This is a genomic window from Paenibacillus sp. GQ49, from assembly GCF_059759055.1.
Genome location: NZ_JCAXEL010000022.1, coordinates 31151 through 44067, shown reverse-complemented (window position 1 = coordinate 44067; position 12917 = coordinate 31151). Strand labels below are relative to the sequence as shown.

The window sequence follows — 12917 nt, the reverse complement described above, 5'->3', positions numbered from 1 at the left end:
ATACTCCTTTTAATTAAAGTTGCATTATTTATCATTATTCGATATTTTTAGAATATTATACAAAAAGAAATGTCGACTCATGGAAGATAATCCGGATATAGAGAGATCGGATTCCAGTGGATATTGGACTTTACATCCAGCATCTTGCCGTGCACGCCTGAGACCATGCCTACCGTATTCCATAAATCACGTATTACCATAAATCAAAAAAAAGCCGCTTAGGATAGCGACTTTCAATGTTATACCTGTATACGTAGTTAACCCTGCTCTATGAATGAAAACAAAAGATTCTTTGATTCAGTGCTAGAGTACCTTTTCCAAAAAGCTGATCGTCCGTTCATTCTTCGGATTTCCAAATATCTCTTCAGGAGTGCCCTGCTCGACAATATAACCACCGTCCATGAAGATCACACGATCAGCTACTTCACGAGCAAAACCCATCTCATGGGTAACAATCATCATCGTCATGCCTTCGCTCGCGAGGTCCTTCATAACACCGAGGACTTCTCCTACCATCTCAGGGTCAAGCGCCGACGTCGGTTCATCAAATAACATCACATCCGGGTTCATAGCAAGCGCACGAGCGATAGCAACCCGTTGTTTTTGCCCCCCCGAGAGTTGACTGGGAAAACTAGCCGCTTTATCAGACAACCCGACACGATCCAGAAGGCTAAGACCTGTTTTTCGAGCCTCTTCTGCGTTTAAAACCCCTAATTCTCTTGGTGCAAACATTATATTTTTCAATACGTTAAAATGAGGGAATAAGTTAAAATGTTGAAATACCATGCCAATATTTTCACGCGCTTTATTAATGTTGGTTTTAGGATCATTGAGATCCTGATTATCTACAATAACTCGACCAGCTGTGATATCTTCCAATTGGTTGATGCAGCGCAAGAATGTACTTTTTCCCGAACCGGAAGGCCCGATGACACAAACTACTTCTCCTTCGTTGACCGCCACATCAATTCCCTTGAGAACCTGATTTGTGCCGAAACTTTTCTTCAAACCTTCAACTTTTATTTTAGCCACGACGAACCTTCACCTCCAGATAATCAGCAATTTTGGTCAATGTGATGATGACAATCAGGTACATAACCGCAACCGTCAACCAAATGTCAAAAGAGGAGAACGTTCTTGCAATAACAATTTTACCCGATTGTGTCAACTCTACGAGACCAATAACGGACAAGATTGACGTATCCTTCAACGTGATAACCATCTGGTTAATGAAGGACGGAATCATAACCCGCACTGCCTGCGGAATAACGATCTTTATCATCGCTTTGCGATAAGGAATGCCCAATGAACGGGCAGCTTCCATCTGACCACGATCAATCGATTGAATCCCGCCTCGGATAATCTCGGTTACGTACGCCCCTGCATTCAGACTAAGTGTCAGAATAGCCGCCAGGAACAATGGCATCGTGAAGCCCATCGCCTGTGGAATCCCGAAATAGATAAAGAATGCCAGGACAATCAGCGGAATACCGCGGAAGATATCCACAAATACGGTGGCAACACCACGAAGGAATTTGTTCTGTCCCACCTTCATAAATCCGAAAACCAGACCGATGATAAACGCGAAGAACAGGGACACAATCGTGTATAAAAGTGTTTTTCCCAGACCTTTAAAAAGTGCAGGAAGAGATTTCTGGATTAACTCCCAACGCCCCAGATTTGCGACTTGGGCATTCTCTCCAACATATTCTTCGATAATGCGCTTGTACTCACCGTTAGCTTTGATATTCACAAGACCAGCATTGAACATCTCCAGAAGTTCCTGATTTTTACCCTTACTTACCGCAAATCCGTAGGAAGCCCCGTCTTCTTTGGCGGTAACGATTTTTAAACCATTATTCTGCTTTACCCCATACCTTAGAACGGGTTCATCTTCAAAACAGGCCACCGAATTACCGGTCTTTACATCATCATACATTTGATATGATTCATCGAATGGGACAACGGTAAAGCCATATTTTGAGGCGATGGACTCAGCAAAGCTGTACCCTTCTGTTCCCGTTTTTACAGCGACCTTTTTACCACGAAGATCTTCGTAACTTTTAATGGTATCATTATTGGCACTAATCCCCATAACAACGCCTGAATCATAATATGGCTCTGAGAAGTCAAATTTTGCTTTTCGCTCATCCGTAATACTCATCCCTGCGATCACACCATCGACTTGATTCGCTTCAAGTGCCTGTACAGCTGCGTTAAATCCCAGGGATTTGATTTGATACTTGAAATTTTGATCTTTGGCGATGGCATCCAGCAAATCCATGTCGATACCAACAAAATCACCATTCTCGTCTTCATATTCGAATGGAGCAAATGTGACATCAGTTCCGATAACATAGGTTTTACCGGAATCGGACGCTGCAGCAGCGTTCCCCACCCATCCTGATAGACCGCTCACCAGGAGCAGCATCAGTGAAAGTATAAAAAATGAGATCTTCGTTTTTTTCATGTGTCCTCCCCGTCTCGGTATTGTCCGAATAATCATTATTTTCTTTGGAATCGGTATTACGGTTATGCTTTTTGTCGATCTTCTGCCCATTTGATTGTTATTATTTACTGTATATTAACAATCAATGCTTTGCCTTTCCACTTGCAACATTTTCCTCCATCATTTTTTCCAACCAGTAAAAGCCCTCTTAATACTTACCCTTTAGGTAAGCTTCGCGAAACCCAATATTACATTGTGAATCTGAAAAAAGGTAAATTTACTTTAAAACGTATTATTTAAAATTTAAAACTCAAAAAAAGCCGCGATTTCCGCGACTTTTTATTGTACAGTTTTTTATAATCTATTAATTTGCTCTGGTTGTCAATACAATCTCGAACTTCGAACCACCTTCACCCGCAAATACAATAGTTCCGTTCTCAGGCAACACAATTTCGTTTTGTCCACTGACCACTGTATGATTAATGCCTACGCCCGCTTGGTCGTATACAGCAAATGCGCTGTTTGCAGACATCTTGACCGTCATTTCTTTACCTGCAACAGATGCCGGAATTGAAAACCATGTGGCATGACCATTCGCTTGAATGGTTGTCTTCGATTGTCTTCCCGTATAGATCGGTTTTATAATGTCTTGAGCAGCATAAACGTTGCCTCCAGCTGTAACGTATTCCACGCCATTTTCCTCATAGAAATTAAACTCCATCGTGTCACGGCCCGCCAATCCAGGAATTTGCAATTGGTTCACAGCTTGATTAGCTCCAACGATTTTATTCGTGTAGACATAACCCGGTAGCTCATTAAAAGTATGAATGGGAATCATCGGCATCGCTGCATTGTACAGTGTTGATGTGTATTTTTCATTGACCAACACGTAGGCTTTGCCTTCCCGTTTCTGCCATGCGGCCTTTACTTCTTCCGACAATTCATTGGTTTCAAGCTTTTCTGCCTTATATTCCGAGGAAGCAACTTGTCCAAGTCCAGGAACAGACTGATACGAGCGAGACCACAAATATGTGTTCCCATTGACTTCCTGAACGAACTTCAGCTTTTCCGTACCTGAATCATTAACAAATGAGCCATCAGTGGTGTACGTATAGGTCTGATCAGGACTGTTAGGAGACGACAGATTAGATAACGTTAATTGTCCATCATCTTTTACGTCCATCTTCATTAACATGTTTGCCCCACCCGCGTACATGCCTGTGTGCTGTGTAAGTTCCTTCGGCATGGTTGTTTTCACCGGTGCATCATGTGACTTCTCCGGCTTACGCTCTGGAATGATATTCTTCTCCTCAAGCGCGGCAAGCAACAGCTCAGTTGCCAGCAATTGATCCGTTGAGCTATGACCACCCGAAGAGGTTACGGCAGCAGCCATATTATACTCCGGAAGTACAATCAATGAGGAATGATAGGTTATTGTATTGCCACCTTTGCTTACTGCCTGGATGCCGTAATCATTAAAAGGAAACAGGTTCACGCTGTCCCAGCCTAAGCCGTAACCAATAGAAGAATCGCCTTCTTCTGGCCACATGCCTCTCTTGTATTCTTCTTGCTCCATGGCCTCTACGGATTCCTCCGAAAGAACACCTTCAACCTCACCTGTAAAGATTTTCGAGAACTGAACCAGATCTTCAGCGGTGGAATAGATGCCTCCCGAGGCAATCATATTTGTAGTCTCTAATGGGAGTTGCTCCTCATCCGAAGGGACATATGTTGCTGCCATCTGGCTGAAGTCCACAATATCCTGCGGTGTTTTGGTATGCTCCATACCAAGTGGTTCGGTTATGTACCGGTGCATGAAAGTTGTGAAGTCCATGCCGCTGACCCGCTCAACCAGAATTTCAGCTAATGTAAAACCGTCATTACTATACACCGAGTATGCGCCAGGATCGGCCTTCAGATGTTGCGTCGCCAATTGTTCCAGTAACGTATCATGGGCATAGGTATCATTATCTCCAAACAGTATTGCACTGTTACTTGACGTTCCTAGAAGTCCGGATGAATGATTCAGTAACATGCGTGGTGTAATCTGTTGGTAACGCTTGTCTTTCATTTTAAAGTCCGGAATATACTTCACGACAGGCTCATCAAGATCGATCTTGCCCTGGTCCACTAGCTTCATTACAGCGGTTGTGAGCATCATTTTGCTGGTTGAACCAATGCCATACATGGTATCTGAAGAAAGCGGGATGTTGTTTTTCAGATCATTTTTGCCTGCCTGACCGGAGATCACAATCTCGCCCTCATCCATCAGTGCGTACTGCACACTTGTCGTAGCGTATGATTCAGTGAGTACCTTGGCCTTTGCGCTTACTGCCTTTTTAGTTAGATCATACGTAGAGCTACTACCGTTACTGGTAGCGGGTGTGGCCATGGCCGACATTGGGGACATCATTGCAAACACCAAGGTTATGGCGGCGATAGAAGTTCGTTTCTTTCGTGTCAATCTCATCTTCTCCTGTCTAGTCTATGGATTAGGAATCTCTGTGTTCGTACTACCGTAGTGTAACCGAAGAAGATGAACTGTCTGTGGCTTGAATATGAATCGAATATGAACCAAGCAGGACCGACCAAAATAGGTTGGACACACGGTAAAAATCGCTTTAGTCCAGCTTTATTTTGTTTGCAAATTAAACTTTTGCTATAATGGTATATCAATCAATGGAGTGCCAATAACATGGCTAACTACATAAATAAATGCAATCCATAATTCAACATGAGTAATGGAGTTGAAGCAATGCTAAAAGTTAATCGAAATGATCAACGACCGCTCTGGCAGCAACTTTTGGATCAAGCGATTCATAATATCACAACCGGGAAATGGCAACCAGGAGAATTGCTACTCCCCTCCCGCGAACTTGCTCAATTAATTGGTGTTTCACGCTCAACCATACAGATTGTGTACGAGGAATTATTCAGTCGAGGGTATACGGTAACCTCCCGACGAGCCGGGACAAGAGTTAGTGATTGGACATATGCACCTCGTTCATCAGAAGACGTCACGATGCAAGGGCCTATTCCGCCCGAACTGCCTACACTAAACGAATCGATTGGTCATCTGCATAGTTGGTTTGGCAATAGAGACAATCGCAAAATAGAAATTGATTTTAATCCCCACGAGCCTTATCTGGATGAAAGTTTCACAAAAGCCTGGAGGCAATCCTTTTTACAAGCTTCCACTGAACCTAATTTGGATATATGGGCTTATGGCGATGCCAGAGGGTTACTGGCGTTAAGAGAGCAGATTCAACGTTATTTATCACTTGAACGAGGCATTCATATCGATGTTGATCAAATCTTGTTAACCTCAGGTGCACAACATAGCATCGATTTAATTGCCCAGGCTCTCTTAAGTGAGGGAAACAGAGTTTCGGTTGAAGATCCCGGCTTCCCTGCCGCTTGGATGGCGATGAAATACCGCCGGATGCAAGTCGATCCCGTTCCGGTTGATGAGTATGGATTATGTGTAGATCATATTCACCCACAGACAAAACTCGTATTTGTCACACCTTCTCATCAATGCGCCGTTGGTGTTATTATGTCGGAGCCACGCAGGCAACAATTGATGCACTTGGCAGCTCATCATCGATATTGGATTGTTGAGGATGATTACGATAGCGAATTTAGGTACCGTGGAGATCCACTTCCAACTATATTTAGTCAGCAACCTCAGAATACGCTTTATATGATGAGTTTTTCCAAAATGGTTGCACCAGGCATTCGACTATCCGCTATCATCGGCCCTAAAATAGCCATCGATCGCCTTACTCAAGTTCATGAATTAACCTATCGTCATCTGCCGATTATGGAACAATTAACGCTAACTCATTTTATTGAGCGTGGTCATTTTATGCGCCATATGAGAAGAGTTCGGAACATATATCGACGCAGACACGAAGTCATGACCAAAGCCATTGTTGCTTCTGGGCTAGGCTCACGATTTACATTAAGTGGTGTGGAAACGGGATTACATATGCTTCTAGAATCTGAAACGTCATTTGACGAAGAAGCGCTGACAAATGCTGCCCTTGATCAAGGTGTACGCGTGTATCCGCTTAGTAGATATTGCTTGGAGAGTCATCGAAAAGGATGGATATTAGGTTTTGCGAAAGTGGATGAGGAGCAGATTGAGGAAGGCATACATCGGCTTGCAAAGATTGTATTATGATGGAGAACATGCTCTCCAATCGGATTCGAAAGGATGTTTTTTGTAATGAAAATTTTAGTGTTAGGAGCCACCGGACGGGTTGGAAGTCATTTCGTCTCTAATGCCCTACGTTCCAATCATCATGTAACTGCACTGGTTAGAAGCCCGGAAAAGGTACAAATCAGGGATGACAATTTCGTTCTGTATCAAGGAAACGCTCTAGTCAAAGAGGATATTCATCACGCCATACAGGGTGTGGATCTCGTTGTTAGTTCCTTAAGTACCGATGGAACGACTACATTATCGCAATCCATGGGACATATTGTTGAGGCTATGGCTCAGGAGCGTATCAAAAGAATCATTACCATTGGTACGGCAGGAATATTGGAAAGTCGCACGGATCCTGGCTTGCTTCGTTTTCAATCGCCCGAGTCCAGACGCAAGTCCACGCGGGCAGCTGAAGAACATCTGGAGATGTACAACATTCTGAAGGCTTCAGAGTTAGAATGGACCATCGTGTGTCCTACCTACTTATATGATGGAGAATCTCTTGGTAAGTACCGGGTTGAGCGCGACTATTTGCCTGACGGCGGAACTTCTATATCAGTAATCGATACTGCGGAGTTTGCTTATCAGCAATTAATGTCTGATGAGTATGTACAGTCTCGTGTAGGTATAGCCTACTAGGGCGTCTCCTAAATCTCAATTAAGGTATATCTCTTCGTTCAAAAAAGTAAGTTTCAGTACAAACAAGCAAATTACGAGCCTGCAATTGTTATCCGTTAGGAACAATTGCAGGCTCTATGTGTTTCTGCTGTTGAGCTATTTAAGCCCTTCATATAGAGGAAATTGCGAAGTGATTTCAAGGACATTACCTAATATTTGATTTTTTACATCCGAGTTCTTTGGATTTTTAAAAGCAAGTGCTATCAGCTGAGCAATTTCTTTCATTTCCCTGGCTCCAAGCCCTCTTGAAGTCATAGCCGGAGTTCCAAAACGAATACCGCTTGTAACCAAAGGACTTGCCGTATCGTGAGGGATTGCATTTTTATTCGCCGTAATCCCTACTTCATCCAGTAAAGCTTCGGCTTCTTTGCCTGTAAGGCCCATAGTTCGTAAGTCAACCAACACGATATGATTATCTGTTCCTCCCGATACAAGGGTGAGCCCTTCATTCATTAAAGTTTCTGCCAATACATTGGCGTTATTCAGAACACCTTCAATATATGTTGTGAAATCGGATTGCAATGCCTCGCCTAATGCCACCGCTTTCCCCGCGATAACGTGCATGAATGGCCCACCCTGGGTTCCTGGGAATACAGCTTTGTCGATCGCCTTTGCCCAGGACTCCCGGCACAAAATGGCTCCCCCTCGTGGTCCTCGTAAGGTCTTGTGTGTGGTGGTTGAAACAAAATGGGCATGTGGTACCGGGTTAGGATGCAAACCTGCCGCAACAATTCCTGCTATATGCGCCATATCTACAAAGAAAAGAGCTCCCACTTCGGCGGCAATCTGGGCAAATAATTCAAACTCAATGGTCCGCGGGTATGCACTTCCACCTGCAACAATCATGCGTGGACGATACTTATAAGCAAGTTTACGTACTTCGTCAAAGTCAATGCGGCCCGTCTGTGCATCGACACCATATGGAACAAAATTGTAAAACCTACCTGAAAAATTAACAGTACTTCCGTGTGTTAGATGACCACCTTGGGATAGATTCATGCCAAGTATTGTGTCACCAATCTCAACCGAGGCAAAATATACTGCCATGTTGGCCTGAGAACCGGAGTGAGGCTGCACATTTGCATGTTCAGCACCAAAAAGTGCTTTAAGGCGGCTATTTGCTATCTCTTCGACTGTATCGACATGCTCACACCCGCCATAATATCTTCGCCCAGGATACCCCTCCGCATATTTATTGGTCAATACTGAACCCGTTGCTTCCATCACAGCTTGACTTACAAAATTCTCTGATGCAATCAGTTCTATCGTATCCCGCTGCCTTCCAAGCTCTTGCTGGATAGCATTTCCTACGACTTTATCTTGCTTCTCCAAATGTTTCATGAACATCTTCCTCTCAATATTACGGTTATCTATTCGTTCCCAATTGTTTTTTGGGAAATTTACTATTCATCAGTAGATGTGCCATCATTCCTGCAAACAGTCCCCAAAATGCACCACCCACACCAAGCAAAGTCACATTCGCTGCTGTCGCCAAAAACGTAATCAATGCAGTTTCACGTCCCTTAGGGTCCGTTAATGCATTGGCAAGACTGCCACCGATGGTTCCAAGTAAGGCCAATCCCGCTAATGTTGCAATAAAGGTAGCAGGAAGAATCAAAAACAGAGCAGCCAATGTTACGCCAAAAATGCCGACAAAAATATAAAAAACACCACAAGCAATACCTGCAATATACCGCTTCGTTGAATCCTCATGTGCATCTTTCCCTGTACAAATCGCTGCTGTAATAGCTGCAACATTAAAAGCATGTGATCCGAATGGGGCTGCAAGAAGCGAACCCAAACCTGTTACAGTTAAAATAGGATTGGCACTTGTCTTGAATCCATCATTACGCAGAACAAGCATTCCGGGCATATACTGCCCTGTCAAGGTAATAATGAACAGCGGTAGCGCAACGCCAAGTAAAGCATTTAACGAAAATGCTGGAACAACAAATACAGGCGATGCTACAGCCAATTGGATTGTACTGAAGTCTGTTTTCCCCATGCATATCAAATAAATCAAACCGATTGCCAATATGCCAACAATGGCGTAACGGGAAGTAAACCTTCTTAGCACGATATAGCCTGCAAACAGTACAATCACAAGCAAAGGATCTACCTTCGCCCCTCCAAAGGCCGAAATACCAAACTGTAGTAAAATACCGGCTAACAATCCGGAAGCGATGCCTGGGGGAATAAGTCGAACGAAACGTTCAAACATGCCTGACAAACCTAAAATAATAAATCCGACTGCTGAAATCATGTAAGCGCCAATAGCTTCTGGATAAGGGGTTACCGCTAATGCTGAAACGAGAAACGCCACACCCGGTGTAGACCAGGCTGTAATAATCGGTTCCTTATATCGATAACTGAGCCAAATTCCCGTTACGCCTACCCCAATCGAGATGGACCAAATCCAGGAAGCGGTCATTTCCGGGCTTAAACCTGCCACTTTTGCAGCTTGAAAAACAAGGATAAACGTACCCCCGTAATTAACAATTACGGATATTAAAGCGGCGATCACCGGAGATATCAAATCACGGCCGCGTAACGAAGGGGATGCTGTCTTCATATTTAACACTACCTCTCACTTAATCATCGATGCGTGTGTTTTCATTCCAGTAGTATTCGTCTGGTAAATACCGTGGGCCAAATACACTTGTCCCTACACGTATCATTGTAGCTCCTTCTTCAATGGCGACCTGGAAGTCACCAGACATACCCATCGATAAAATATCCATTTCTACGCGTGGAATATTTTTCTCTTTAATCTGTGTACGGATCTGGTTTAACAATCGAAAACAATGTCGTGTTTCTTCGTTTGTCGCATTCAGTTTTCCAATGGTCATTAAACCTTTCACATTTAATGTCTCGAATTGAGACAACTGTTCTACAAGCTCGACGGCTGTTTCTGGAGAGGCACCAAATTTACTTTCTTCGTAGGACGTATTAATTTGCACAAGAATATCTAAGGTCTTATTCTCTTTGAGAAGCTGGTTATGTAACGCTTGACCCAGTTTCAGACGATCTACGGAATGGATGAGAGTAACATATTTAACTACGTCCTTTACTTTATTTGTTTGCAGATGTCCGATAAAATGCCATTCCACCTGCTTGCTTTGTTCCATGAGTGGGAATTTGTCTCGGAGTTCTTGAGCTTTGTTTTCTCCAAACAGGACCTCACCTGCTTGAATAGCTATTTGTAATTTCTCTAGCGGTACAGTTTTGGTCGCGAGCAACAACTTGATGTCCTCGATGTTGCGACCTGAAGCCTGGCAGGCCAATGCCATTTGCTGTCTTACAGATTGAAGATTTTCTTCTACTAGATGTTTCATGTCAGCCACCTTCTTTCTATTCCGAACAGGAATGAATCAATGAGATTAGCTCCTCCTTATGTATTGTGAAGACTGTGTGGAACGTCATGCTAGTATAGCAACGCATGGATTGGATATACATATCCAAAAATGCTATTTTGGAACAGTCCAAAATGACAAAGTAGACATTAATTCAATTGGGGTTCCTTTAATATGCTTTTAAAAGTCAATAATCTGATTGATGTGATGCCCCCACGCTTCTTCCAAAATGAAAAAAGCCGCTAAATTAGCGGCTTGGTATAGTTCTATGTTCATGTCCAAGAAGATACATGTTTTATGATGATTTACTCATTCACATTTTCCTTCGTTACCAGCTTCAATTCAGCGGGAATCGATGACTCCACCTGCTTGCCACTGAGCACATCCAGAGCTGCTTGCAACGCCAGTTGGCCAATCAGTATAGGCTGCTGAGCGACTGTTGCCGTCAATTTCCCATCCTGAATGGATTTGATTGCATCATCATTACCATCGAATCCGATGACCGGAATGTCTTTACCTGAGCTTTGAATCGCTTCAATTGCACCAAGTGCCATCTCGTCATTATGGGCAAATACTGCCTGCACGTCAGGATTACCCTGAAGCAGATTCTCCATGACATTTAATCCTTTGGACCGATCGAAATCAGCAGACTGTTTGGAAACCACATCGAGTTGCTTGTCAGCCACTTCGTGGAAACCTTTACCCCGTTCTCTTGTTGCGGAAGCGCCAGGTACACCCTCAAGTTCAATGACTTTTGCTCCCTCACCCAGTTGTTCCACAAAATATTCAGCTGCCATGCGTCCACCTTTAACGTTATCAGATGCCACTAGTGCCGCCACTTCGCCTTTATCTGCGGAGCGATCCAGCGTGATCACAGGAATGCCCACACTATTAGCGGATTGAACCGCTGTGGAGATCGCTGCAGAGTCCGCGGGGTTAATCAGAAGTGCACTAACACCTTGCTGAATGAGATCATCCACATCATTGGTTTGTTTCGCCGAATCGTTCTGCGCATCCACCACGATGACCTGTATTCCCTGTTTTTTGGCTTCAGCCATTACCCCGTCCTTCAGTGATACAAAGAATGGATTGTTTAGTGTAGATATCGACAAACCTATTTTCTTCTGTCCGTTACTTTTGTTTGGGTTAGGTTTCGCCCATTCCGGTGGCTCCAGAGAGCACCCGGCCAGAACGATGATCATCAGCATACTTATGAGTGTTACAGTCCACTTTTTCATATTCGCTTCTCTCCTTATGCTGTTTTCTTGCGGTCCAGCAGGACAGCAATGGCAATGACGATACCTTTTACAACCATTTGATAAAATGAGTTTACTTCAAGCAAGTTCAATCCATTATTCAACACGCCGATAATCAGAACACCGATCAGTGTACCAACGATGCGTCCGCGTCCTCCAGCAAGACTTGTACCACCCAATACAACTGCTGCGATTGCATCCAGCTCGTAGGATGTACCTGCCGTTGGTTGCGCTGAATTCAAACGCGATGTCAGAATTGCACCTGCCAGAGCAGCGAGCATACCTGTCAGGGAGTAGATCATAATTTTCACGCGATTAACTTTGATACCCGAGATAATGGAAGCTTTCTCATTACCGCCGATGGCGTACGTTTTACGACCAAAAGCCGTTTTATGCAAAACAATCCACAGAATCATGAAGGTAATCAGCATCGTGATTGCAGGTACCGGAATGCCCAGCAGGTAACCGCGGCCAAACAGTTGGAACAACAGGTTATCCCCGAGTCCTGTAATTGGATTACCATTGGTGTACACCAATGTCAGTCCTCTGAATATCGTCATGGTTGCCAATGTAGCGATAAACGGAGCCATTTTACCTTTGGTAATCATTAGTCCGTTCACCATACCCATGACACCACCGAGTGCTACACCAATAATGATGGACAAGATCGGATCGAGACCAGACAACATCATATTTGCTACAAAAGCACTGGATAAAGCCAGGATTGAGCCGACCGACAGATCAATTCCACCCGTCAGGATAACAAACGTCATACCAAAGGCAATCAGCGCATTAATCGAGACTTGACGCAATAAATTCAAGATATTGAGCGGTTCCAAGAAACTTGGATTCAACACCGATACGATGAGAATAAGAATGATTAAGCCAAGCAGCGGTCCCAATTTTTGTATCACGTTTGAGAAACGGAAGCCGCTTTTAGCCGTTTTGTTTTCCTGCATTGTTGTCAT

10 protein-coding genes are annotated in these 12917 nt (G+C 43.8%); 2 read left to right on the top strand and 8 right to left on the bottom strand.

The features are described 5' to 3' along the window. Window positions 1-303: 303 nt before the first annotated feature. The 3 genes from AC6CIF_RS26865 to AC6CIF_RS26855 form a co-directional block, all read right to left on the bottom strand. Complete coding sequence (locus AC6CIF_RS26865; RefSeq protein ID WP_307412833.1) at window positions 304-1032, bottom strand: amino acid ABC transporter ATP-binding protein; 729 nt, start codon at window positions 1030-1032, stop codon at window positions 304-306. Then, window positions 1025-2470 (bottom strand): amino acid ABC transporter substrate-binding protein/permease, encoded by a 1446-nt coding sequence (locus AC6CIF_RS26860; RefSeq protein WP_498202201.1) that lies wholly within the window; start codon window positions 2468-2470, stop codon window positions 1025-1027. The genes AC6CIF_RS26865 and AC6CIF_RS26860 overlap by 8 nt, the downstream gene beginning before the upstream one ends. Before the next feature lie 343 nt (window positions 2471-2813). After that, window positions 2814-4919 carry a serine hydrolase domain-containing protein gene (locus AC6CIF_RS26855; RefSeq protein ID WP_498202200.1) on the bottom strand — a complete coding sequence of 702 codons (2106 nt, stop codon included), beginning with the start codon at window positions 4917-4919 and terminating at the stop codon, window positions 2814-2816. Between the two features lie 285 nt (window positions 4920-5204). On the opposite strand from AC6CIF_RS26855, the gene pdxR reads away from it, so the two are divergent. Next, on the top strand, window positions 5205-6635 hold the full coding sequence (gene pdxR / locus AC6CIF_RS26850) for a MocR-like pyridoxine biosynthesis transcription factor PdxR (protein ID WP_498202199.1): 1431 nt from the start codon (window positions 5205-5207) through the stop codon (window positions 6633-6635). 45 nt (window positions 6636-6680) lie between these two features. Further along, window positions 6681-7301 carry an NAD(P)-dependent oxidoreductase gene (locus AC6CIF_RS26845; RefSeq protein WP_498202198.1) on the top strand — a complete coding sequence of 207 codons (621 nt, stop codon included), beginning with the start codon at window positions 6681-6683 and terminating at the stop codon, window positions 7299-7301. A 135-nt stretch (window positions 7302-7436) separates the two neighbouring features. Here the strand turns inward: AC6CIF_RS26845 and glyA are convergent, their stop codons facing one another. The 5 genes from glyA to AC6CIF_RS26820 all read right to left on the bottom strand — a co-directional run bounded on the left by glyA (window position 7437) and on the right by AC6CIF_RS26820 (window position 12908). Next, the gene (gene glyA, locus AC6CIF_RS26840) at window positions 7437-8681 is read right to left on the bottom strand and encodes a serine hydroxymethyltransferase (protein WP_498202197.1); all 1245 of its coding nucleotides are present in this window, start codon (window positions 8679-8681) and stop codon (window positions 7437-7439) included. 25 nt (window positions 8682-8706) lie between these two features. Further along, entirely contained in the window at window positions 8707-9912 is a 1206-nt protein-coding gene (locus tag AC6CIF_RS26835) for a benzoate/H(+) symporter BenE family transporter (RefSeq protein ID WP_498202196.1), read from the bottom strand. Between the two features lie 19 nt (window positions 9913-9931). After that, window positions 9932-10675 carry a YggS family pyridoxal phosphate-dependent enzyme gene (locus AC6CIF_RS26830; protein WP_498202195.1) on the bottom strand — a complete coding sequence of 248 codons (744 nt, stop codon included), beginning with the start codon at window positions 10673-10675 and terminating at the stop codon, window positions 9932-9934. 323 nt (window positions 10676-10998) lie between these two features. Next, window positions 10999-11931 (bottom strand): ribose ABC transporter substrate-binding protein RbsB, encoded by a 933-nt coding sequence (gene rbsB / locus AC6CIF_RS26825; RefSeq protein WP_036615972.1) that lies wholly within the window; start codon window positions 11929-11931, stop codon window positions 10999-11001. Window positions 11932-11945: 14 nt separating this feature from the next. After that, a complete protein-coding gene (locus AC6CIF_RS26820) occupies window positions 11946-12908 on the bottom strand; it encodes an ABC transporter permease subunit (protein WP_370511443.1) in 963 nt (320 codons plus the stop codon). Window positions 12909-12917 lie beyond the last annotated feature (9 nt).

What these genes read in the sequence shown, in the direction of transcription:
- AC6CIF_RS26855 (WP_498202200.1), bottom strand. Translation starts at nt 4,919, where the DNA reads ATGAGATTGACACGAAAGAAACGAACTTCTATCGCCGCCATAACCTTG.
- glyA (WP_498202197.1), bottom strand. Translation starts at nt 8,681, where the DNA reads ATGAAACATTTGGAGAAGCAAGATAAAGTCGTAGGAAATGCTATCCAG.
- AC6CIF_RS26860 (WP_498202201.1), bottom strand. Translation starts at nt 2,470, where the DNA reads ATGAAAAAAACGAAGATCTCATTTTTTATACTTTCACTGATGCTGCTC.
- AC6CIF_RS26835 (WP_498202196.1), bottom strand. Translation starts at nt 9,912, where the DNA reads ATGAAGACAGCATCCCCTTCGTTACGCGGCCGTGATTTGATATCTCCG.
- AC6CIF_RS26830 (WP_498202195.1), bottom strand. Translation starts at nt 10,675, where the DNA reads ATGAAACATCTAGTAGAAGAAAATCTTCAATCTGTAAGACAGCAAATG.
- rbsB (WP_036615972.1), bottom strand. Translation starts at nt 11,931, where the DNA reads ATGAAAAAGTGGACTGTAACACTCATAAGTATGCTGATGATCATCGTT.
- AC6CIF_RS26845 (WP_498202198.1), top strand. Translation starts at nt 6,681, where the DNA reads ATGAAAATTTTAGTGTTAGGAGCCACCGGACGGGTTGGAAGTCATTTC.
- AC6CIF_RS26820 (WP_370511443.1), bottom strand. Translation starts at nt 12,908, where the DNA reads ATGCAGGAAAACAAAACGGCTAAAAGCGGCTTCCGTTTCTCAAACGTG.
- pdxR (WP_498202199.1), top strand. Translation starts at nt 5,205, where the DNA reads ATGCTAAAAGTTAATCGAAATGATCAACGACCGCTCTGGCAGCAACTT.